Here is a 22,619-nt window from a genome sequence, read left to right as displayed (position 1 = left end):
CACGTCAAACACTGTCGCCACGCGCGCAGCGGTCGCCGGGAACCTGTGCAGGCCATCGCTCCGCGCGCTCATGGATTCCCCCCCCGGCCGCGGGCGACCAGGCGCTGCGCCACGGCACCGATATCGCCGGCGCCGAGCGTCAACACCACATCGCCTTCGGCGACCACGCCGTCCAGCACTGTCGGCAAGGCCTGCACGTCGTCGACGAACACCGGATCGACCCGCCCGCGCGCACGCACTGCGCGCGCCAGCGCCCGGCCATCGGCGCCGGTAATCGCGGTTTCGCCGGCCGGATAGACCTCGCACAGCACAAGCACGTCGAGATCCGCCAGCACCTGGGCGAAGTCCTCGAACAGATCACGGGTTCGGCTATAGCGATGCGGCTGGAAAACCACGACCAGACGCCGATCCGGCCAGGCCGTGCGGGCGGCGGCGATGGTCGAAGACAGCTCGCGCGGATGATGACCGTAGTCGTCGACCAACAGCGCCGGCTTGCCGCCGAAATCGATCTCGCCGTGCACCTCGCAGCGTCGGCCGATGCCGGCGAATTGCGACAGGCTGGCACCGATCGAGGCCATGTCCACCCCGAGTTCGTGGGCCACGGCCGCTGCCGCCAGCGCGTTGAGCACGTTGTGGCGGCCGGGCAGATTCAGATGCACGTCGAGACCCTCGTCGCCGTTGTGGCGCAGCGTGAAACGCGTGCCCGTACCGTCGAAGCGCAGGTTCTCGGCACGGAAATCGGCCGCCTGATCGATGCCGTAGGTAGTGATCGGACGGCCGACGTCCGGCAGGATCTGGCGCACGACCGGATCGTCGACGCACAGCACCGCCAGACCGTAGAACGGCAGGTGGTGCAGGAATTCGACGAAGGTGTCGGTGAGCTTCGTGAAGTCGCCGCCGTAGGTTTCCAGATGATCGGCGTCGATATTGGTCACGATCGCCATCATCGGCGTGAGAAACAGAAACGACGCATCCGACTCATCGGCCTCGGCGACCAGATATGGGCCCTCGCCCAGACGCGCGTTCGAGCCCGCGCCCAGCACCTTGCCGCCGACGATGAAAGTGGGGTCGAGATGGCCGTCGGCCAGCAGCGAGGCCACCAGGCTGGTAGTCGTGGTCTTGCCATGCGTGCCGGCGACCGCGATGCCGTAGCGAAAGCGCATCAGTTCGGCCAGCATCTCGGCACGCCGCACCACCGGCACCAGACGGTCGTGCGCGGCCACCACTTCCGGATTGTCCTGCGCCACCGCGGTCGATACCACAACCACATCGGCCCGGGCCACATTGTCGGCACTGTGGCCGAGATAGACCGTGGCCCCGAGCGCCGCCAGCGACTGCGTCGTCGCACTGTCCTTCACATCGCTGCCGGTGACGTCGTAGCCGAGATTGATCAGCACACGCGCGATGCCGGCCATCCCCACGCCGCCGATCCCCACCATGTGGACCGTGCGCACACGACGCATCGGGCGGTGCATGAGCGGCTCGAAGCCCTGATTGATTGCGGATCCGTCCAGCGCCATCACGCGACCTCCAGCGTCTGGTAACAGGCGTCGACGATGTCATTCGTCGACTCGCGCCAGGCGACCGCCCGGGCGGCCTCGGCCCGGGCCAGCAAGGCCGCGCGATCGGGCATGAGTTCGGCCAGCTCCCGTGCCAGCCGCTCGGCGCTCAGTTCACCCTGATCCACCAGCCGTGCCGCGCCGGCCGTGACCAGGTACTGGCCGTTGGCCCGCTGGTGATCGTCGACCGCATGCGGATACGGCACCAGCAGGGCGCCCACACCGGCGGCGGCCAGCTCTGCCACGGTCAGCGCGCCGGAACGACAGACCACCAGATCGGCCCAGCCGTAGGCTTCGGCCATATCGTCGATGAACGCTTCCACGCGCCCGGCCACGCCGTGTTCGGCGTAGGCGGCCTCGGCGGCGTCCAGCGTACGCCCGGCCTGATGCCAGACCTGCGGCCGCCGCGCCTCGTCCAGCCCTGCCAGCGCCGCCGGCACGCGCTCGTTGATCGCCAGCGCCCCGCCGCTGCCGCCGAGCACGAGCAATCGTATCGGGCCCTGGCGTTCAGCCCAGCGGGCCGCCGGCGCGGGCAGAGCGAGAATATCGGCACGCACCGGATTCCCCACCGTTCGTGGCCGGCGTGCGGCGTCGAACGTATCCGGGAACGCCTGCAGCACCGTCTGCGCCAGCCGCGCCAGCACGCGATTGGTCAGCCCAGCGGCAGCATTCTGTTCGTGGATGAGCAGCGGCGTACCGGTCATGCGTGCCATCAGGCCGCCCGGGCCCGAGGCGAAACCGCCCATGCCGATGACCAGCGCCGGCCGCACGGCCTTGAGCACGCGCCGAGCCTGCCACAACGCCCGCGCCATGCTCGTGGGCGCGGCCAGCAGCGTAGTGAGATGCTTGCCGCGCAGGCCGCCGACGTCGATGGTATGCAGCGTCAGTCCCTCGGCCGGCACCAGACGGGACTCGATGCCGGACGAGGTGCCCAGCCACGACACCGTCGCACCCCGGGCGGTCAGCGCGCGCGCCACGGCCAGCGCCGGGAACACATGGCCGCCGGTGCCGCCGGCCATGATCAGTACATGCGGGCTCGACACGTTCATCGGGCCCGCTCCCGCACCGCCGCGGCGCTTTCCAGGTCCACGCGCAGGATCAACGCGCACAGCGTGCACATCATCACCAGCGACGAACCGCCGTAGCTCATCAGCGGCAACGTCAGCCCCTTGGTCGGCAACAGCCCCATATTGACCGCCATGTTCACGAACGCCTGCAGGGACAACCAGCCCGACAGGCCATAGGCGAGAAAGCCGCCGAAGAACTGGCCCACGTCGATCGCGCGTCGCGCCACCACGAAGCCGCGCCAGACCACGATCGAGAACAGGCCGACCAGCACCAGCGAACCCAACAGACCGAACTCTTCGGCATAAATCGCGAACAGGAAATCGGTATGGGTTTCGGGCAGATACGACAGTTTCTGTACCGAGTTGCCGAGGCCCACGCCCAACAGGTGCCCGCGCCCGATGGCGATCAGCGATTGCGTGAGCTGGAAACCGCTGGCGAACGGATGGGCCCAGGGGTCGGAAAAGCTCACCAGCCGCTGCATGCGATACGGCGACGAAAGCACCATCGCCGCCAGCGCCACCGCCGCGCCCACACCCAGCACGGCCAGATGGAACAGGCGGGCGCCGGCAACGAACAGAATGATGCCGGCCACGGCCACCAGGATGGCCCCGGCCCCGAAATCCGGCTCGAGCAGCATCAGGAAGCAGGCGATGACCAGAAACACCATCGGCCGGAACAGCCCGGCCCAGGTCCGGGCCAGATCCATCTGCCGCCGCGAAGCATAGCCGGCGATGTAGAGGACGAGGCACAGGCGCGCCGGCTCGGAGACCTGCATCGCCACCGGGCCCAGACGGAGCCAGCGCTGGGCGCCGTTGACCGAATGACCGATACCGGGAATCAGCACGATCACCAGCATCGCCAGGCCCGCGCCCAGCAGGGTGAAGGTATTCGCGGCCAGCACCCGGGTCGGGATGTGCAAGACCACGAACGCGGCGATCAACCCGATCAGGGCGTAGATCGTCTGACGATAGAAGAAATACATCGGGTCGCCGGACAGGCGGTCGGCGACGGCGACCGAGGATGACCCGACCATCACCAGACCGAGGCAGCCGATGACGATCAGCGTCGACAGCAGCCACACATCGGGCCGGACCCGGGGCAGATAAGCGGCGGCGAAGAGATTCTTCATGCCGCAAGCTCCCGGACGGCCGCCGTGAAGGCCTCGCCCCGCGCCTGATAGTTGTCGAATTGATCGAAGCTCGCGCAGCCGGGCGACAACAGCACGACATCGCCGTCCTGCGCGATCTCGGCGGCGCGGCGGACCGCGACCGCCAGCGTGTCGACGCGCTCAACCGGCACATGACCGGTCACCGCGGCGGCGATTACGTCGGCGTCCTCGCCGAACACCAGCACCGCGCGTGCGCGTTCGCCAGCCGCGGCGCCCAGCGCTGCGAAGTCGGCGCCCTTGCCCTGCCCCCCGGCGAGCAGCACCACCGGGCCATCCATGCCGGTGAGCGAAGCGAGCATCGCGCCGAGATTGGTGCCCTTGGAATCGTTGACCCAGCGCACGCCATCGATCTCCGCGACCAGCTGGCAGCGATAGGCCAGGCCCGCGAAGTGCCGCAGCCCGTCGCGAATCGTGGCCGCGTCGATGCCGAGCGCTTCGGCAAGCGCCCAGACCGCGGCGGCATTGGCCGCGTTGTGGCGCCCGGCCAGTTGCAATTGACGCGCATCGAACCAGGGCGTGTTCCCGCGCGCCAGCCACAGCCCATCGCCGGCATCGATCACCCGATAATCCGCCGTCTCACCGGTGCCGAAACGCACCACCCGGGCGTCGTGGGTATCCATGGCCGCCACCCGCGCGTCATCGGCGTTGACCAGCGCGAGCTCGGCCGCGCGAAAGATACGGGCCTTGAGTCCGGCGTAATGCTCGAGGCTGCCGTGGCGATCGATATGATCGGCGCTGACATTGAGCACGGTGGCGGCAACACAGTGCAGCCGCTCGGTCAGCTCAAGCTGGAAACTGGACAACTCCAGCACATAGAGATCGATATCCGCGGCCAGCAGGTCGAGCGCCGGCGTGCCGAAATTGCCACCGACGGCCACCCGGCGGCCGCTGGCGGCGGCTATTTCGCCGATCCAGGCCGTGACCGTGGATTTGCCATTGGAGCCCGTGATCGCCACGACCGGGGCATTGGCCACACGGGCGAACCACTCGATATCGCCGATGATTTCGTGCCCGGCCGCGCGCGCCGCCGCGATCAACGGCTCGCGCAGATCGACACCCGGCGAGATCACGACATGGTCGACGCCCTCGAGCGTGGCCGGATCCAGCCCGCCAGCCACGATGCCGATCGCCGGCCAGTCGCGGGCCAGCGCGTCGGCGGCCGGCGGCTTCTCGCGGCTGTCGACCACACGCACGCGCGCACCGGCAGCCGCGGCAAAGCGGGCCGCCGAGGCGCCGGTCGCGCCGCAGCCCACCACCAGCACCCGGGCATTCGCGAGTTGTGCTTTCCAGTCGTTCATCGGATTTTCAACGTCGACAGACCGATCAGCACCAATACCAGGGTGATGATCCAGAACCGCACGATGATCTTGGGCTCGGCCCAGCCCTTGAGTTCGAAGTGATGATGCAGGGGCGCCATGCGGAACACGCGCCGGCCGGTCAGCTTGTAACCGGCGACCTGGATCATCACCGACAGCGTTTCGGCGACGAAGATCCCGCCCATGACGACCAGGATCAGCTCCTGGCGCACCACGACGGCAACCACGCCGAGGGCGGCGCCCAGCGCCAACGCACCCACATCGCCCATGAAGACCTGGGCGGGATAGGCGTTGAACCATAGAAAGCCCAGTCCGGCGCCGGCGATCGAGGTACAGAAGATCAACAGCTCGCCCGCGCCGTGGATATAGGTGAAACCGAGATAGCGCGAGAATTCGGCGTGCCCGGTCACATAGGCGAAGATGCCCAGCGCCGAGGCGACCAGCACGCAGGGCATGATGGCCAGCCCGTCGAGGCCGTCCGTGAGGTTGACCGCGTTGGACGAGCCCACGATCACCAGATAGGTCCAGATGATGTAGCCCGATCCCAGCGGAATGGCCACATTCTTGACCATCGGAATCAGCACGCTGGTCTCGGCGCCGGAACCGGCCACCATATACAGCCACAGCCCGGCCGTCAGGCCAATGACGGTCTGCGCGCCGTATTTCGCCCGCGCGGACAGGCCCTTGCTGTTGCCAAACTTGAGTTTCTTGTAATCGTCGACGAATCCGACCACGCCGAAGGCGGCGGTCACAAACATCACCAGCCACACCCAGCCGTCGGTCAGATCCGCCCAGAGCAGCGTGGAGACCAGTACCGCGGCCAGTATGAGCGTACCGCCCATGGTGGGCGTGCCGGCCTTGACCAGATGACTCTGCGGACCATCGTCGCGCACGAACTGGCCGATCTGGTGGAAGGTCAGCTTGCGGATCAGGATCGGGCCGAACACGAAGCTGAAGATCATCGCCGTCAGCACGCCGAGAATGGCGCGGAAGGTCAGGAACTGGAACACACGAAAGCCCGAGAAGACAGGCTCCAGCATATGCGCGAGGTACATCAGCATGGCGCGCCCACCCTGGGTTCGCCGTTGGCGCGCAGCGCCTCGGCCACCCGATCCATGCGGGCACTGCGTGACCCCTTCACCAGCACGATCACGTCGTCGCTCCCGGCGGCCGCGAGCGCACCGTTTAGAGCGGCGTTCAAGCTATCGTGATCGGGGTACCAGGCGGCGCCTTCGCCGAAGGCCGAAACCGTCAGCCGGCTGTGCTCGCCGGTGGCGAACAAGCGCTCGATGCCCGCTTCACGCGCAGCCACACCGGCGTCGTAATGCGCCGACTCGGTGAAGTCGCCCAGCTCCCCCATGTCGCCGAGCACCGCCCAGCGCGCCCCGCGCTGCTGACCGAGCCAGGACAATGCAGCCGCCAGCGACCCCGGATTGGCGTTATAGCTGTCGTCGACCAGGCGCGCGCCGTGGGCGGCGGGCGTGATCGCCAACCGCCCGGCGACTGCCGCCGTGCGGGCCAGGCCCGCCGCGATGGTCGCGCCATCGAGCCCGACCGCGACGGCCACGGCCGCGGCGGCCAGCGCGTTAGCCACATTGTGGCGTCCGGCCAGGGCCAGCGTGATCGGCGTGGACGCGCCCGGGGTATGCAGGGTGAACCGGGCGCCGTCGCCGGCCAGTTCGATATCGTCGGCATAAACGGTCGCGGCGCGCCCGGCATCCATCGAGAAGGTCACGATGCGCCGGCCCTCGGCCAGTTCGCGCCATAGTCCGGCATAGTCGTCGTCGGCGTTGATCACCGCCGTGCCGCCCTCCGGCAGCCGGATGAACAACTCCCCCTTGGCACGCGCGATACCCTCGCGCGACCCGAAGCCTTCCAGATGCGCCCAGCCGGCGTTGGTGATCACCCCGACATCCGGGCGCGCAACCGCCGCCAGCTGGCCGATCTCGCCGGGGTGGTTGGCACCCATCTCGATCACGGCCCGCTCGGCCGAGGCGTCCAGCCGCATCAAGGTCAGCGGCACGCCCAAGTGATTGTTCAGATTGCCATCGGTGGCCATGACCGGCCCGGCCACGGAGAAGATGGCCGAAATCATCTGCTTGACCGTGGTCTTGCCGTTCGAGCCGGTCACGCCCACCACCGGCCCGGCGAAACCGGCGCGGGCCAGGCGCGCCGCGCGCCCGAGCGCGTCCATGACGTCGTCGACCACCAGCTGCGAGACATCGGCCGCCACGGCATGATCCACCACGGCAGCGGCGGCACCGGCGGCACCGGCGGCAGCAACAAAATCATGACCGTCGGCGTGTTCGCCGGCCAGGGCAAAGAACAGCGCGCCGCGGGCAATACGCCGGGTATCGATGCTGGCGCCGTCGAATACGGCGTCGTCACCGATCAACCGGGCGCCCAGCGCGAGCGCGAATTCGGACAACCGGCCCTTCATGCCGCCTCCAGAGCGTGGCGGGCGGCCACGCGATCGTCGAAAGGAAGAATGTCGTCGCCATATTGCTGGGTGGACTCATGGCCCTTGCCCGCAATCAGCACCACGTCGCCGGGCGCGGCCGCGGCGATCGCCGCGGCGATCGCTTCGCCGCGCGAATGCACGATGTCGTAGCGCGCGGCCGCGGTGACCGCCCCGGGAATCCCGTCGAGCACATCGGCCACGATCGCGGCCGGATCCTCGCTGCGCGGATTGTCGTCGGTAATCCAGAACCGATCCGCGTGGCGTGCGGCGATCGCGCCCATCAGGCCGCGCTTGCCGCGATCGCGGTCGCCGCCGCAACCGAAAACACACAGCAGCCGGCCTTCGACATGGGCCGAGAGCGCCGACAGGGCCGCCTCGAGTGCGCCGGGCGTGTGCGCATAATCGACGATCACCAGCGGTTGATCGTCGGTCACGTCGATGCGTTCCATGCGGCCCGGCACGGTCGGGACCGCGGCCAGCGCCTCGACGGCCTCGACCAGCGACACATCGCGCACGAGCAGCACCGCCAGCGTGGCAGCCAGGTTCCACGCGTTGAATGTCCCGACCAGGGGGCTGGCCAGGGTCGCGCTCCCAAGATGCGTGGCGAAATCGACCACCAGACCGTCGGCGCGGGCCGCCACGCGTTCGATGCGGACGAAGCGGGCATAGTCGGTCACGCCGACGGCCTGTCCATAGGCGATATGCAGCACGCCTTCACGCCCGCGCGCCAGCCACTCGCGCCCGGTGGCGTCGTCGGCATTGAGCACGGCGGCTTTCAGATCCGGACTGTCGAACAGCCGCCGCTTGGCTGCCACATAGGCCGCGTGGTCGCCGTGATAGTCCAGGTGGTCGCGCCCGATCTGGGTCAGCACGGCCACGTCGAAGGCTATCGCGTCGGTGCGCCGTTGCGCGAGCGCGTGCGACGACACCTCCATCGCCGCGGCGCTGTAATCGGCCGCGACCATACGGGCCAGCCAGCGCTGCAGGCGCGCGGCGTCGGGGGTGGTGTGGGTGGCCGCGGCAAGGTCGTCCATCGCGCCAAAGCCCAGCGTGCCGAGATAACCGCAGCCGACCCCGAGCGCGTCGAGTGCACGGGCGATCAGCCAGGCGCAGGAGGTCTTGCCATCGGTGCCGGTCACGCCGGCCACGAACAAGCCAGCGGACGGGTCGGCATACAGACGGGCCGCGATCGCGCCAACATGCCGCGACAGATCGGGCACCGTCACCGCCGGCAACGCATCGCCGAGCGTTACGCCAGCGGCGGGCTCGACCAGCATGGCCACGGCGCCGGCCTGCGCCGCCGCGCGCGCATGCGTCACGCCGTGCGCACGGGCACCGGCGCACGCCGCGAAGGCCGCGCCGGCTGTGACCTGGCGGCTGTCGAGCACCAGATCGTGAACTTCGAGATCCGGCACACTCGAGGCGTCGAAACCCGCCAGCAGCTGCGGCAGGTTCGCTGTGACTTGCACATCCGCCAGCATCCTAGCCTCCCGCCGTCGATGAGTCGGCGGCTGCCGTGAGCACGCCCGGCTTGTCGGGCGGTACATGCAGGATGCGCAGCGCGCTCTGCATGATCCGGGAGAACACGGGCGCAGCGACGGTGCCGCCGTAGTAGGAGCCCTTGGTCGGGTTATCCACCACCACCAGCGTGACCAGCCGGGGGTGCTTGGCCGGGGCCATGCCCACGAACAACGCGCGGTGCTGATTGTGGTGATAACCGTCATCGCTGATCTTGCGCGCCGTGCCGGTCTTGCCGGCCACGGTGTAACCGGGAATCTTGGCCCGCTCGGCCGTGCCCTGCGGACTGATCACGCCGCGCAGCAGCTGGCGCATGGTCGCGGCCGTGGACGGCTTGATCGCCTGCTGCGGCGGCGGGTGCATGTCCGCGCCCTTGCCGAGAATCAGGCGCAGGCTGCGCAGCTTGCCCTTATCGGCAATCGCCCCGTAGGCACGGGCCAACTGCAGCGGCGTGACCGCAAAGCCGTAGCCATAGGAGGCCGTCGCGGTTTCGACGTTGTCCCAGGTGTAGTAGTCGCGCAGCACCCCGAAGCGCTCGCCCGGGAAGCCGCTGCCGGTGGTTTCACCGAAGCCGAAGTTGCGAAAATCCTGCCAGACGCGCTTGGGGCCCATCTTCAAACCAACATGAGCCGCGCCGACGTTGGACGATTTCTGCAGAATCTTGGCGAAATCCTCGTCGCCGTAGTTGAGCTCGTCCTTGACCGTGAGGCGGCCGACCATGAACCAGCCCTTGGTATGGATGATGCTCGACGTGGTGTAGAGCCCCTTGTCGAGCGCGCCCGAGAGCACGATCGGCTTGGCCGTGGAACCTGGCTCCATCACGTCGGTAGCGGCACGCAGGCGCATGCCGGCCTGATTTATCGTGGAGCGGTCGTTCGGGTTGAAGCTCGGATAGGAGGCCACCGCCAGCAGCTGGCCGTTATCCGGGTTCAGCATGACCACGGTGCCGTCCTTGGCCTTGTGGCTGAGTACCGCTTCCTTGATGTTGCGATAGGCCAGGTACTGCAGCCGCGAATCGATCGTCAACTTGAGATCATGGCCGGGATGAGGCGCCTTGAACTCATCGAGGTCGTCGACCACGCGGCCCAGGCCGTCCTTGACCACCTTGCGCTCGCCGGGCGAGCCGGACAGAAAGCTGTTGCGCGCCAGCTCCAGGCCCGATTGCCCCTTGCCGTCGATATTGGTCAGCCCCACCAGCTGGGCGGCGGCCTCGCCGGCCGGGTAATAACGCTTGTATTCGCGCTGCAGGAAGATCCCCGGCGCCCCCACCGCCATCACCCGGTGCGCATCGTAGGGCGACAACTGGCGCTTGAGATACAGGAACTGGCGGCTCTTGTGCTGTTCCAGGTCGCTTTTCAGGTCGCTTTTGGCCATGCCGAGACGCGACGCCAGCGCGCCGAGCTTCTGCGGTGCCTTGAGCACCGCCGAGGGCACCGCCCAGACCGACTCAGTGGGCGCCGACAGCGCCAGCGGGCGGCCGTTGCGATCGACGATCGCGCCACGATGCGCCGGCACCTTGACCGTGCGCACATGGCGGATATCGCCCTGATGGGTCAGGAACTGCTCGTCGACAACCTGCAGATCGACCGCACGCCAGACCAGCGCGGACCCGAACACGACGAACACGCCGAGCACGAACCAGGCACGCCAGCGCGAAGGCGTGAAGTGTTGCGGCTCGTCATCCCGGCTCACTGCTTGTCTCCGAGCACGACGTAGTGGCGCGGCTGGATCATGCCGAGCTTGTTACGGGCCACCTGAGAGACCCGGTCCGGGCTGGCCCAGGCGCTGTCCTCGAGCTGGATCTGCGCCCACTTGGTGGTCAGCTGGTCCTGGGTCAGGCGGGCCGACTGCAACTGGTGAAAAAGTTCGCGCGTCCTGTGCGTGGATTCCACCACCCCGATCGCGCTAATCACGTTGAGCGCCAGCAGGGTGAGCAGCACCAGCACGCGGCGGGTCACGGCGCCACCTCATCGGCCGCGGTGCGCTCGGCCACCCGCATGATCGCGCTGCGGGCACGCGGGTTGGCGGCCAGCTCGGCCTCGTTCGCGGTCGCCGGCTTGCCCACCAGACGCAGCGCCGGCTCAATCGCCGGCGCCATCGGCAGCTCGGGCTGCGGCGGTCGCGCCTGATGCCGGAAAAACCGTTTGACCCGCCGATCCTCCAACGAATGAAAACTGATTACCGCGATCCGCCCGCCCGGCGCGAGCGCGGACAGGCCGGCCGCCAGACCGGCATCCAGCGCGCCAAGCTCGTCGTTGACATGCATGCGAAACGCCTGGAACGTGCGCGTGGCCGGATGCACGCGCTTGCCCGCGGCCACCCGTGCCGGAATGGCGCGCTTGATCACGGCGGCCAGCGCCGCCGTGTCGGTGAGCCGGCCTTCGGCACGGGCGTCGAGAATGGCAGCAGCGATGCGCCCGGCCATCGGCTCCTCGCCCAGCGTCTTGATCACGCGGGCGATCTCGCCGTGGCTGGCTCGCGCCAGCCAGTCCGACAACGGCGTGCCGGCCTCAGGGTTCATGCGCATGTCCAGCGGGCCGGCATGGCGGAACGAGAATCCGCGCTCGGCCACGTCGAACTGGGGCGAAGACACCCCCAGGTCGAACAGCACGCCGTCGACATCGTGAATCGCGCGCGCGGCCAGGGCATCGGCCATATCGGCGAACGACGCGCGCACGAAGACAAACCGGGTGTCGGTGGCCGCCAGCGCCTGCGCATGGCGTTCGGCGTCCGGATCCTGATCGAACGCAATCACCCGGCCGCCCGGCCCCAGACGGTCGAGAATGGCGGCGGTATGCCCGCCGCGCCCGAAAGTGGCGTCCACATACACGCCGTCCGGGCGCAGGGCGAGTGCCGCCAGCGCGGCATCGAGCAGAACCGGTTGATGTTCGGCGGCCATGGCGGGGGCGAACCTCGGCGCGGTGGCAGTGGATGGTCGGCGCGCGTTCATAGACTGATGTCCATCAACACGTCGGGCAGATCGCCGTTGGCGGCGTCATCGGCCAGCGTGTCCGCGGTATCGGCATTGCGCTGGTTGAAGGTGTCTTCGTCCCAGAGTTCGAACAGATTGCCGATGCCCGACAGCACCGCCTTGGCCTCCAGCCGGGCAGCCGCACGCAGCGTTGCCGGCAGCAATAGCCGGCCCTGGCGATCCATGTCGATATCGCGTGCATTGCCAATGAAAAACCGCTGAATGTCGCGCACCTTCGGATTCAAGCTGCCGCGGGACAGCAACTGCTGTTCGAAAGCCTGAAATTCGGGGCCGGGATAAATCAGCAGGCAGCCGTCCCAATGGCGTGTGATCACAAGCCGGCCGCCGCAGTCATCGATCAACGACTGCCGATAGGACGCCGGGATCGCAATGCGACCCTTGGCGTCAATCGTGACCGAATGCGACCCCTTGAACACTGGAGGTTCCTGCTCGTCGATTTAACCCACTTTACCCCACTTCTCGCCCTTCAACGCCACTATAGGCAGTGCCAAAACAGAGTGTCAAGTTTCTCGGCAGGGCAAAAAACCCCGCCAATCAGCGGGTTCCAAGCCATTTCCGACCCGGATTCGTCAAGCGAAAAAGCAATTCTTTCGACTTTACGTTCAACCGCTTGGCCTGAAATTCTGTATATGCATACAGCTAAAATAAGCCCAAAACAGGCAAAACAGGGCGCGCGAGCACGCCGGCTCGACATTGGTGGGAGAAAGTGGGTGGGATCGCGTGGCGGTGGGTTGCCGGCCCTCGCCACATCGAGGGCGCCGCGGTCGGCCGACTCGGGGCGCCCCCATGACAAAAGAGAATCGGAGTCGGCCTGTAAGCCGGGTTCTGTCGCGCGCAGCCATTCATCTGGGACTGCCGTCACCGGCAGCCTCATGCGACCTACCCGAGGACTGTGCGGGCCGCACGTCGTCCTCCTATTTGGTCTTGCTCCGGACGGGGTTTACCGTGCCACGAACCGTTGCCGGCCGCGCGGTGCGCTCTTACCGCACCGTTTCACCCTTACCGGGTTCGCTTGCGCGAACCTTAGGCGGTCTGCTCTCTGTTGCACTTTCCGTAGACTCGCGCCTCCCAGGGGTTACCTGGCGTCCTGCCCTATGGAGCCCGGACTTTCCTCGACGCCGCAAAGCGGCGCCGCGACTGCGCGGCCGACTCCGAGCGACGGATTCTAGGCGCTCGCGGCGCGCGACGCGAGCCCTGCGCCCGAAGCCATGTGCCAGCGCCGGCCAATCGCGGCCGAAATCGCGGCAGGGCGTCGCTATTAATCCGGCATCAAAACAGCTGACTTCATCAGCTGTTTTCAACGCCTTCAAAAATAAAAGCCGGCGCCTGTCCGTTTTTTATTTTCAAAGGCTTCGCGGCCGATGGTCGCGGCGAGCATGCGGTCGCATACTCGCGCTATTAACCCGAAAAATCATCTATTTTTGTGCCGGGTTAATAACCGGCCAGTTCCAGCGCGCGCTGATAGGCGGCATTGCGCGCCGTGCCGGTCAGACGTGCGGCGATGGCGGCGGCCTTTTTGGTACCGGCGACGGGCACGAGCTCGGCGAGCAGCGCGTCCAGGGCGATTTCCCCCGTGGCGGCTGCGCGCTCCGGCGCGCCCGCGATCACCAGCACGAACTCACCGCGCCGGCGATTGTCGTCGCCGGCCAGCCAGGCCGGCAGCTCGGCCGCGCTGAGCGCCACGCTCTGCTCATGCAGCTTGGTCAGCTCGCGCGCCAGCACCACCCGGCGCTCGCCGAAGCGCGCGGCGAGATCGGCGGCAGTCGCCGCGATGCGATGGCTGGATTCGTAACACACCAGGGTGCGCGGCTCATCGGCAAGCGCATCGAGCCGGGCCCGACGCGCACCGGCCTTGCCCGGCAGGAATCCTTCAAAGACGAATCGATCGGTGGCCAGCCCGGCGACCGACAGGGCCGCAATCGCAGCACACGGCCCCGGCACCGCCACCACGGCATGGCCGGCCGCCCGCACAGCCGCCACCAGCGCATAGCCCGGATCGCTGATCAGCGGGGTCCCGGCGTCGCTGATCAGGGCCACGCGCTCGCCGGCCGCCAGCCGCTCGAGAATCGGCTCGATCCGCGCCGCCTCGTTATGTTCGTGCAGCGACATCAACGGTGTGCCGATACCCAGATGCGCGGTCAGCCGCCGGCTGTGGCGGGTATCCTCCGCCGCGATCACGTCGGCCGTGGCCAGCACGTCGCGCGCGCGGGCGGACATATCATCGAGATTGCCGATCGGCGTGGCGACGATCGAAAGGGTTGCCGCGGGCGAAGGCATGATGACGTCCTTTTCGGTAAAACCAGATCAACACGAGCGGGGGCGCCCCAGCGCCAGTTGCGGTTTCGTGCGGGCAGCGCATCGAAGACCGCCAATCGCGTGCTGCAGGGCGCGGGTGCTGCATTGCGGCTGGCCACGACCCATACGCGCGACGCCGCCGCTTGCGCGCTGATATTATGCGGCAACCGTCGCGCAGCGGGGGGACTGCGTGGCATGACCCTCTGCTGGGAGCAATCATCATGACAGTGTTCAAGGCAGGCCTGCGGGCCGCAGCGATCGTGGCCGCCGCCGTGGCCATGGCCGGTTGTGCGACGCAGATGGCCGGCGGCCCGCCCTCACAGCCGACCAGCCCCGCCGACGCCGCGGCCAAGGCTGCCGCCACCGGCCACTACAAGGCGGCCGTTCACGATTACATGCGCGCGGCCAGCCAGGCGGGCCAGAGCGATGCCCGGCGCCATTACCGCTTCGAGGCCGGCTTGGCCGCGGCCCAGGGCGGCGACGCCCAGACCGCTCGCCAGCTGCTCGCCGGCATCAATCCGGGCAGCCTGAGTCACACCAACCGGGCCCGCTACAACCTGGCGCAGCGCGAGATATCGATCGCCAATCTGTCGCCGGACGAGGCCCTGGCCCGCCTGCCCCGTCCGGCACGCAATACGCCGCCGTCCGTGGCCCAGCGCGTATGGGAAAAACGCGCCGATCTGCACTTCGCCAACGATGACCTGGTGCAGGGCATTCAAGCGCTGGTGCAGCGCGATGTCTGGCTGATGAACGACCGCGCCGTACGTGCCAATGACAATCGCATCTACGACAAGGCACTGGATGCGATCGGGCTGGGCATCGGCCCCCACAGCCGCGCCGCTGCCGACGCGGGCCGGACCACGCGCGGCTGGCTGGCGCTGGCGGCCATCGGCCAGCAGCAATTCCCGGATCGCGCCGCGCGCAACAAGGCGCTGTCGAACTGGCAGAAGCAGTACCCCCGACACCCGGCGAATCGAGACATCCTGACCCAGCGCTTTCACTACGCCGGGGCGACCCAACTCGCGCCGCACCAGCCGGGCCGGCCCAACGGCACGCCATCGGGTCAGGGGCCCCAGCCGAGCAGCAATCAGGTCGCCATCGCCCTGCCCTTGACCGGCCAGTTCCAGAACGCAGCCCAGGCCATTCGCGACGGTTTCATGTTCGCCTACCAGAACAAGCCGGAGGGCATGCCGCAGCCGCTGATCTACAACAGCGACGACATGTCGCCCCAGGCACTGGTCTCGCAGGCGCAAAACGACAACGTCGGCATCCTCGTGGGCCCGCTGGACAAGACCAAGGTTACGGCGATGTCCAAACGGTCGACGCCGATGCCGGAGATCGCACTCAACACGCCGGACAACGACAACAACCGGCCTGGCTTCTATCAATTCAGCCTGGCGCCGGAAGACGAAGCCAAATCGGCCGCCGCCCATGCCGTGCAGGCGGGCTACAGCCACGCGCTCGCGCTGGTACCCAGCAGCGACTGGGGCAATCGCGTGCTGGATGCATTCCGCAGCGCCCTGACCGCGCGGGGCGGCCAGCTGATCGGTTACCAGACCTACGACGAAAGCAGCCACGATCACAGCAAGGCGATCCAGGCCGTACTGCAAAATCAGAACAAGGCGGACTTCATCTTCGTCGCTGCGCAGCCGGTTCAGGCGCGCCTGATTCGCAGTCAGCTCAAGTACTACCACGCCACCGATCTGCCCATGATCACCACCTCGCATGCCTTTTCCGGCACCGTCAATCCGGGCGAGGATGTGGATCTGGACGACGTCCACTTCGTGGACATGCCCTGGCTGCTCGGCCACGGCGGCACCATCACGCGCCTGCGCGCGGAAGCCGCCCAGGCCTACGGCGCAGAGGCCACGTCCTATTCGCGACTGTTCGCCATGGGCATGGATGCCTGGCTGCTGGCGCGCCGCCTCGACCACAGCGGGCTGTCGTCGGGCCAGCCCATTGAAGGCATGACCGGCGTGCTGTCGGTGCAGCCGGATGGCCGCATCAAACGCTATCTCGGCTGGGCCGTATTCCACGGCGGCCGCCCCCAGACGCTGACGATGCCGTCGATCAGCCAGGCCAAGACCGGCGACGCCGAGTCCCGGCAGCCCGGCCCGGCCCTGCCCGGGGGCGCGAACGCACCCGCGAGCTCGACGTCGGGCTCGACGACCGGCGTAAGCTCAACCCCGGGGACGGTATCGGGTCAGCCCCAGCCGCAACCCCAACCCTCGCCGTCGAGCGGCAACGGTTCGTGGTCGTCGGGCGGCTGAGCCGGCTGACGGTCGGGCGTGACGCCGAGACCCGCGTGGACCGTGCGGCCCGGCGTCACGGCTGGAAGCGCGTCGCGCGCAACTACACCGTGCGCGGCGGCGAGCTGGATCTGGTCTATCGCACGGCGGATTTGCTGGTCGTGGTCGAGGTGCGCTATCGCAGCCGTGACGACTACGGCGGTGCGGTCGCCAGCGTGACCCCGCGCAAGCAGCGGCGCATCGTACTCGCCACGCGACATCTGCTGGCCGCGCACCCCGAGTACGCCGATCTTGCCGTGCGCTTCGATGTGGTCGGGGTGGACGATAGCGACGACTTCAACTGGATAGAGAATGCCTTCCATGCCGAATGATGCCGCGCCCGGCGATGCCGAGCGCATCGTCAGCCAGCTGTTCGCAGACAGCCGGCGGGCGAATGAAGACACCCTCGCGAGGACGCGCGCCTCGCTCCCCGAAGTGGCCGAACGCGTGTCCGCCTGTTGCGATGCCGGCGGCAAGATCCTGGCCTGCGGCAACGGCGGATCGGCCGGCGACGCCCAGCATTTCGCCTCGGAGCTGGTGAACCGCTTCGAGCGCAACCGTCGTGCGCTGGCGGCGATATCGCTGGTGACCGAAAGTTCGACGTTGACGGCGATCGCCAACGATGCCGGCTACGAGCGCATATTCTCCCGTCAGATCGAAGCGCTCGGCCAGCCGGGCGACATCCTGCTCGCGATCTCGACCAGTGGCCATTCGCCGAACGTCGTCCATGCCATCGACACGGCGCACGCCCGCGGCATGTCGGTGATCGCACTCACCGGTCGCGACGGCGGCACCATCGCCGGCCAACTCGGCCGCACCGATATCGAGTTACGCGCCGCCTCCGAGGTGACCGCCCGCATTCAGGAGATGCATCTGTTGCTCATCCACTGCGTCTGCCGGTTGATCGAGGATGCGCTAGCGGCCGAATGACGGGCGGCCGCCGGGTGGCGTCGCCGGCGCTATTTCACGACCTTGAGATGCGGATGCTTCTTGCGCGCCGGGGCACCGTCACCATTATCCGCATCGTCGCCGGTCTGACCGGCATCGGTCGATGGGCCGGCGATGGTCTCCTCGCTGGCAGTCTCGGTTTCCTCGACCTCTCCGAAGAGCATCCCCTCGCCATTCTCGCGGGCATACAACGCAAGTACCGCGCCCGGCGGTATGGCAATGTTGTGGTTGGCGCCGGAAAAACGCGCGGAGAAACTGATCAACTGGTTCTCCAGCGCCAGCCCCCGGACTGCGGTCGGGCTGACATTGATCGTGATCTTGCCGTCGTCGGTCACGAACTGGCGCGGCACGTCGACGCCCGGGGCATCGGCGGCCACCAGCAGGTGCGGCGTCAGATCGTTGTCGAGCACCCAGTCATACAGCGCCCGGATGAGATAGGGGCGTCGCGAAGTGAGTTCGGCCATTCGGGTTTCGCCTCGTCGTCGTTGGCTCAGTGCGCCGCCAGCGCCGGTCGCATGTCGGCTTCCTCGGCGGACAGACTCGCCTCGAAGGCCGGCCGCGCGAACAATCGCGCGGCGTACTGCCCGAGCCGCTCGCCATGCCTGGCCGGCAGGCTCACTTGATAATGATCCAGCCGCCACAGTATGGGCGCCAGCGTACAATCCAAGAGCGAGAATTCCTCGCCGATGTATTGCTTGGGCGCGAATTCGGCGGCCAGCGTGGTCAACAGTTCGGTCATGCGCGCGCGCGCCTTGCGGGCCACCGCCGGCGTGCCTTCCAGATCCTCGCACAGCGCATAAAGATCGGACTCCATGCGGAAGATCGCCAGCCGGTACTGGGCCCGCAGCACCGGGTCGACCGGCATCAGCGGCGGATGCGGATACCGCTCGTCGATGTACTCGACGATGATCCGCGGATCGTAGACCACCAGCTCGCGATCGACCAGCGTCGGCACCGTGTTGTACGGATTCAGATCGATCAGGTCCTCGCTCTGCTCGTCCTCGCGCAATTCGACGACGTCGTAATTCGCCACGCCCTTCTCGGCCATGACCAACCGGACACGATGACTATGCACCGAGTTGGGGTGGCTGTAGAGAGTAATCGAGGAACGGCGAGCCATACTTGTTTCCTGTTCGACACCGGCGGGCGGCAGGAATGCCGGCCCGCGCGCGAGTCATCGCGCGGATGCCTGTGATCGTCCGCCCGACTATAGCACGCCGGTGCGCGCTCGAATGCGTGCAACCATCCCCGGGGCACGGACTGCAAAACGACGCGGGGGCGAGCGTTGCGCCCCGTTCGGGTCACTCCGACTTCGCAGCTTGCGCCCGCGCCGCGGCGGAGGCGGCGTGCGCATGCAGCCCTTCGCCCTCGGCCAATCGCACCGCAATCGGCGCCAGACGCCGGGCCCCGGCCTCGCTGGCCGAGACCAGCGAGATGCGCTTCTGGAAATCGTAGGCACCGAGCGCCGAGGAGAACCGCGCCGTACGCCCGGTCGGCAGCACGTGATTGGGCCCGGCGCAGTAGTCGCCGAAGGCTTCCGGCGTGCGATGGCCCATGAAGATCGCCCCGGCATGACGGATGCCGTCGAGCAGCGATTCCGGTTCGTCCACCGCCAGTTCCAGATGCTCGGGCGCGATGGTGTTGACCAGGCCGATCGCCTCATCCAGATCGGCGCAACGAATCAGGGCACCGTGGCCGTCCAGCGCGGCCCGGATGATCGCCGCCCGCGGCTGGTCGTCGATCAGGCGCGCCACGGCCGCTTCGACCGCGGCAAGGTAATCGGCATCGGGGCTGACCAGGATGGCGCGGGCCATTTCGTCATGCTCGGCCTGGGCGAACAGGTCGAGCGCGGCCCAGTCCGGATTGCCCGTGCCATCGGCGACGATCAGCACTTCCGACGGGCCGGCTACGGATTCGATGCCGACGCGCCCGAACACCTGGCGCTTGGCCGAGGCGACGTAGGCATTGCCGGGGCCGACGATCTTATCGACTTCGGGGATGCGTGACGTGCCATAGGCAAGTGCGGCCACGGCCTGGGCGCCCCCGATGGTGAAAAAGCGATCCACCCCGGCGACCGCGGCCGCGGCCAGCACCCATTCATTGACCGTGCCCTCCGGGGCCGGCGATACCAGGACGATTTCGGCCACCCCCGCGACTTTCGCCGGCACGCTGTTCATCAACACGCTGGAGGGGTAGGCCGCCTTGCCGCCGGGGGCGTAGACGCCGGCCCGCTCGATCGGGCGCACAATCTGGCCGAGTTCGTTGCCGTCCTCGTCGTGGTAACGCAGGGGCGCAATCTTCTGCGATTCGGCGAACGCGGCGATCCGATCGGCCGCGGCCTCGAGCGCACGGCGATCCTCGACCGCCAGCGCATCGCGGGCCGCGGCCATGCGCGACCGCGGAATTTCCAGCGCATCGAACGCGACATCGGGGCGTCGATCCAGGGTCCGGGTATATTCGAGCACGGCCTCGTCGCCGCGGCGGCGCACGTCGGCGATGATCGCCGCGGCCCGCGCGTCGATCTCGGTCTGGGCCGGGCTGTCGCGGTCGGTCAGGGCCGCGAAACGCGACGCAAAATCCGCCGCAGCGGTATCCAGTCGCCGCATGCTCACGCCGCCTGCCCCGCCGCGCCCCGGTCGAACAGCTCGACCAGCTCACCGATGGCGGCGTGTTTCATTTTCTGGGCGGCCTTGTTCACCACCAGGCGCGCACTGATCTGCTCGAGCACATCGAACGGCTCCAGGCCGTTGGCCCGCAGCGTGTTGCCGGTGTCGACGAGATCGACGATGACATCCGCCAGGCCGACCAGGGGCGCCAGCTCCATCGAGCCATAGAGCTTGATGATCTCGACCTGGCGGCCGATATGTGCGAAATGGGCGCGCGCCGTTTCCACGTACTTGGTCGCCACCCGCAGCGGGCGATGGCGGGCCGCCTCCATCGCGCCGGGCAGCCCTGCCGTCATCAATCGGCACGTGGCGATGCCCAGATCCAGCGGCTCGTAAAGATCCGAACCGCCATGCTCGATCAGCACATCCTTGCCGGCCACACCGACATCGGCCGCGCCGTAGGACACGAACGTGGGCACGTCCGAAGCCCGGATCACCAGCAGTCGCAGGCCGGATTTGTTGGTCTCGAACACGAGCTTGCGCGAGGCCCCGGGATCGACCTCCGGCTCGATGCCGGCCGCGGCCAGCACCGGCAGCGTATCTTCCAGGATCCGGCCCTTGGACAGGGCCAGCGTCACGATATCCGGGTCCGCGCTACTCATACCGCCACACCTTTTGCTGTTACCGGGGCACGATCGGGCACCCGCTGGATGCTGCCGCCGAGCTGCGCCATCTTCTCCTCGATACATTCGTAGCCGCGATCGATGTGATAGATGCGCCGGACTTCGGTGATGCCTTCGGCGATCAGCCCGGCGATCACCAACGAGGCCGATGCCCGCAGGTCGGTTGCCATGACCGGCGCACCGGTGAGCTTCTCGACCCCGGTCACGCGCACGGTGTGGCCTTCCTGGCGAATCCTGGCGCCCATGCGCTCCAACTCGGAGACATGCATGAAGCGATTTTCGAACACGGTCTCGGTGACCATGCCGACACCGTCGGCCACGGCGTTGAGCACGCAGAACTGGGCCTGCATATCGGTCGGAAAGCCCGGGTGTGGCGCCGTACGCACGTCGACCGGCCGGGGTCGCTTGCCGTGCATGTCCACGCTGACCCAATCCGCGCCCCGCGTCACCTCGGCGCCCGCGTGCGCCAGCTTGGCCAGCACCACGTCGATCAAGTGCGGATCGGTATGCGTGACGGTGACCCGGCCGCGGCTGGCCGCGCCCGCCACCAGAAAGGTGCCGGTCTCGATCCGGTCGGGCACTACCCGATGGGTGGCCCCGTGCAGCTTCGGCTTGCCGCGAACGGTGATGGTCGAAGTACCGGCGCCCTCGATTTCGGCGCCCATGGCGATCAGGCAATTCGCCAGATCGACCACCTCCGGCTCGCGCGCAGCGTTTTCCAGTACCGTCACCCCATCGGCGAGCGTCGCCGCCATCATGAGGTTCTCGGTGCCGGTGACCGTGACCGTGTCCATGGGGATGCGCGCGCCGCGGAGACGGCTGCATTTCGCCTTGACGTAGCCGGACTCGACGCGAATCTCGGCCCCCATGGCCTCGAGACCGCTCAGATGGATATCCACGGGGCGGGCGCCGATCGCGCATCCGCCCGGCAACGAGACCTCCGCCTCGCCGCGCCTGGCCAGCAGGGGCCCGAGCACGAGAATCGAGGCCCGCATGGTCTTGACCAGATCATAAGGCGCCAGGCACGAGGTCAGAGTCGAGGCATCGGCCTGCATCGCCATATGGTCGCCGACAGTCACCGAAACCCCCATGTGCGCCAGCAGGACATTGGTCGTGGTCACATCCTCGAGATGCGGCACGTTCTCGATGAACAACGGCTCGTCGATCAGCAGCGCCGCCGTCATGATCGGCAGCGTGGCGTTTTTCGCACCCGAGGCGCGCACGGTCCCGTTCAGAGGCGGCCCACCCTCGATACGCAGAAGGTCCATGCTACGACGCGGTGCCGGCCTGTTCCGGCGTCATGGTCTTGAGCGACAGGGCGTGGATTTCGTCGCCCATGCGTTCGCCGAGCGTGGCATACACCATGCGATGCTGCTCCACGATGCCCTTGCCGGCAAAGCTCGGGCTGATCACGCGGGCGGCGAAATGGGTTCCGTCGTCACCGGCGACCTGGACGTCGGCATCCGGCAGTCCGGCTTCGATGAGTTCGCGTATGGCGTCTGGGCTGTACATGGCTCTGGCCTCCTATGAATGGCGCAAGATGCTAGAGCCTGTCGATGTTTCGTACAAGGCTCGCATCGCTGCGCCGGATATCCCGTGACACGGCGCGAGCGGCCGATCCGGGCGGCACTGCGATCAAGCCGGGCACCGCCCGCCCGCGGCATGCGTCACGCCATCCTGACAGACACGGGTACCGGGAAAACACCGCGGGCGCGAC

Annotated in this window: 21 protein-coding genes and 1 other RNA gene; 3 read left to right on the top strand and 19 right to left on the bottom strand. The window is 67.8% G+C overall.

The window, feature by feature from the left end; all coding sequences use genetic code 11:
* Nucleotides 1-68 precede the first annotated feature (68 nt).
* From murC to rsmI, 13 genes are all read right to left on the bottom strand, one after another.
* Entirely contained in the window at nt 69-1,520 is a 1,452-nt protein-coding gene (gene murC / locus SALB1_RS11345; RefSeq protein ID WP_370453179.1) for a UDP-N-acetylmuramate--L-alanine ligase, read from the bottom strand.
* Nucleotides 1,520-2,608 (bottom strand): undecaprenyldiphospho-muramoylpentapeptide beta-N-acetylglucosaminyltransferase, encoded by a 1,089-nt coding sequence (murG, locus tag SALB1_RS11340; protein ID WP_179950660.1) that lies wholly within the window; start codon nt 2,606-2,608, stop codon nt 1,520-1,522. The genes murC and murG overlap by 1 nt, the downstream gene beginning before the upstream one ends.
* Nucleotides 2,605-3,756, bottom strand: a complete 1,152-nt coding sequence (gene ftsW / locus SALB1_RS11335) for a putative lipid II flippase FtsW (RefSeq protein WP_109993972.1) — start codon at nt 3,754-3,756, stop codon at nt 2,605-2,607. The genes murG and ftsW overlap by 4 nt, the downstream gene beginning before the upstream one ends.
* A complete protein-coding gene (gene murD, locus SALB1_RS11330; RefSeq protein WP_109993971.1) occupies nt 3,753-5,093 on the bottom strand; it encodes a UDP-N-acetylmuramoyl-L-alanine--D-glutamate ligase in 1,341 nt (446 codons plus the stop codon). The genes ftsW and murD overlap by 4 nt, the downstream gene beginning before the upstream one ends.
* Nucleotides 5,090-6,172: a phospho-N-acetylmuramoyl-pentapeptide-transferase gene (mraY, locus tag SALB1_RS11325; protein ID WP_109993970.1), complete on the bottom strand. Its 1,083-nt coding sequence runs from the start codon at nt 6,170-6,172 to the stop codon at nt 5,090-5,092. The genes murD and mraY overlap by 4 nt, the downstream gene beginning before the upstream one ends.
* Nucleotides 6,166-7,551 carry a UDP-N-acetylmuramoyl-tripeptide--D-alanyl-D-alanine ligase gene (murF, locus tag SALB1_RS11320; protein WP_109993969.1) on the bottom strand — a complete coding sequence of 462 codons (1,386 nt, stop codon included), beginning with the start codon at nt 7,549-7,551 and terminating at the stop codon, nt 6,166-6,168. The genes mraY and murF overlap by 7 nt, the downstream gene beginning before the upstream one ends.
* The gene (locus tag SALB1_RS11315; protein ID WP_199678776.1) at nt 7,548-9,053 is read right to left on the bottom strand and encodes a UDP-N-acetylmuramoyl-L-alanyl-D-glutamate--2,6-diaminopimelate ligase; all 1,506 of its coding nucleotides are present in this window, start codon (nt 9,051-9,053) and stop codon (nt 7,548-7,550) included. Before SALB1_RS11315 ends, murF begins: the two co-directional genes overlap by 4 nt.
* Nucleotide 9,054: 1 nt before the next feature.
* Nucleotides 9,055-10,782, bottom strand: coding sequence for a penicillin-binding protein 2 (locus SALB1_RS11310; protein ID WP_109993968.1), 1,728 nt, complete (start codon nt 10,780-10,782; stop codon nt 9,055-9,057).
* The gene (gene ftsL / locus SALB1_RS11305; protein WP_109993967.1) at nt 10,779-11,048 is read right to left on the bottom strand and encodes a cell division protein FtsL; all 270 of its coding nucleotides are present in this window, start codon (nt 11,046-11,048) and stop codon (nt 10,779-10,781) included. Before ftsL ends, SALB1_RS11310 begins: the two co-directional genes overlap by 4 nt.
* The gene (rsmH, locus tag SALB1_RS11300; protein ID WP_109993966.1) at nt 11,045-11,989 is read right to left on the bottom strand and encodes a 16S rRNA (cytosine(1402)-N(4))-methyltransferase RsmH; all 945 of its coding nucleotides are present in this window, start codon (nt 11,987-11,989) and stop codon (nt 11,045-11,047) included. Before rsmH ends, ftsL begins: the two co-directional genes overlap by 4 nt.
* 47 nt (nt 11,990-12,036) lie before the next feature.
* Nucleotides 12,037-12,498 (bottom strand): division/cell wall cluster transcriptional repressor MraZ, encoded by a 462-nt coding sequence (gene mraZ, locus SALB1_RS11295; protein ID WP_158590714.1) that lies wholly within the window; start codon nt 12,496-12,498, stop codon nt 12,037-12,039.
* Nucleotides 12,499-12,880: 382 nt separating this feature from the next.
* Nucleotides 12,881-13,235, bottom strand: an RNA gene (gene rnpB, locus SALB1_RS11290) — RNase P RNA component class A.
* 278 nt (nt 13,236-13,513) lie between these two features.
* Nucleotides 13,514-14,359 (bottom strand): 16S rRNA (cytidine(1402)-2'-O)-methyltransferase, encoded by an 846-nt coding sequence (rsmI, locus tag SALB1_RS11285; protein WP_109993964.1) that lies wholly within the window; start codon nt 14,357-14,359, stop codon nt 13,514-13,516.
* A gap of 239 nt (nt 14,360-14,598) precedes the next feature.
* On the opposite strand from rsmI, the gene SALB1_RS11280 reads away from it, so the two are divergent.
* From SALB1_RS11280 to SALB1_RS11270, 3 genes are read left to right on the top strand one after another with little or no spacing between them, the layout of a single operon-like run.
* Nucleotides 14,599-16,647: a penicillin-binding protein activator gene (locus SALB1_RS11280; RefSeq protein WP_158590713.1), complete on the top strand. Its 2,049-nt coding sequence runs from the start codon at nt 14,599-14,601 to the stop codon at nt 16,645-16,647.
* Nucleotides 16,629-16,997, top strand: a complete 369-nt coding sequence (locus SALB1_RS11275) for a YraN family protein (protein WP_199678775.1) — start codon at nt 16,629-16,631, stop codon at nt 16,995-16,997. The genes SALB1_RS11280 and SALB1_RS11275 overlap by 19 nt, the downstream gene beginning before the upstream one ends.
* Nucleotides 16,987-17,595: an SIS domain-containing protein gene (locus tag SALB1_RS11270; RefSeq protein WP_109993962.1), complete on the top strand. Its 609-nt coding sequence runs from the start codon at nt 16,987-16,989 to the stop codon at nt 17,593-17,595. Before SALB1_RS11275 ends, SALB1_RS11270 begins: the two co-directional genes overlap by 11 nt.
* A gap of 29 nt (nt 17,596-17,624) precedes the next feature.
* Here the strand turns inward: SALB1_RS11270 and SALB1_RS11265 are convergent, their stop codons facing one another.
* The 6 genes from SALB1_RS11265 to SALB1_RS11240 all read right to left on the bottom strand — a co-directional run bounded on the left by SALB1_RS11265 (nt 17,625) and on the right by SALB1_RS11240 (nt 22,414).
* Nucleotides 17,625-18,077, bottom strand: coding sequence for a ClpXP protease specificity-enhancing factor (locus SALB1_RS11265; RefSeq protein WP_109993961.1), 453 nt, complete (start codon nt 18,075-18,077; stop codon nt 17,625-17,627).
* Nucleotides 18,078-18,103: 26 nt separating this feature from the next.
* Nucleotides 18,104-18,733, bottom strand: coding sequence for a glutathione S-transferase N-terminal domain-containing protein (locus SALB1_RS11260; protein ID WP_109993960.1), 630 nt, complete (start codon nt 18,731-18,733; stop codon nt 18,104-18,106).
* Between the two features lie 181 nt (nt 18,734-18,914).
* Nucleotides 18,915-20,219, bottom strand: coding sequence for a histidinol dehydrogenase (hisD, locus tag SALB1_RS11255; protein ID WP_109993959.1), 1,305 nt, complete (start codon nt 20,217-20,219; stop codon nt 18,915-18,917).
* A gap of 2 nt (nt 20,220-20,221) precedes the next feature.
* A complete protein-coding gene (hisG, locus tag SALB1_RS11250) occupies nt 20,222-20,881 on the bottom strand; it encodes an ATP phosphoribosyltransferase (protein ID WP_179950659.1) in 660 nt (219 codons plus the stop codon).
* Nucleotides 20,878-22,170, bottom strand: coding sequence for a UDP-N-acetylglucosamine 1-carboxyvinyltransferase (murA, locus tag SALB1_RS11245; RefSeq protein WP_109993958.1), 1,293 nt, complete (start codon nt 22,168-22,170; stop codon nt 20,878-20,880). The genes hisG and murA overlap by 4 nt, the downstream gene beginning before the upstream one ends.
* Nucleotide 22,171: 1 nt before the next feature.
* Nucleotides 22,172-22,414 (bottom strand): BolA family protein, encoded by a 243-nt coding sequence (locus tag SALB1_RS11240; protein WP_109993957.1) that lies wholly within the window; start codon nt 22,412-22,414, stop codon nt 22,172-22,174.
* Nucleotides 22,415-22,619 lie beyond the last annotated feature (205 nt).

The sequence above is a fragment of the Salinisphaera sp. LB1 genome (assembly GCF_003177035.1).
GTDB lineage: Bacteria > Pseudomonadota > Gammaproteobacteria > Nevskiales > Salinisphaeraceae > Salinisphaera.
This window is presented reverse-complemented; position numbering and strand designations above follow the sequence as displayed.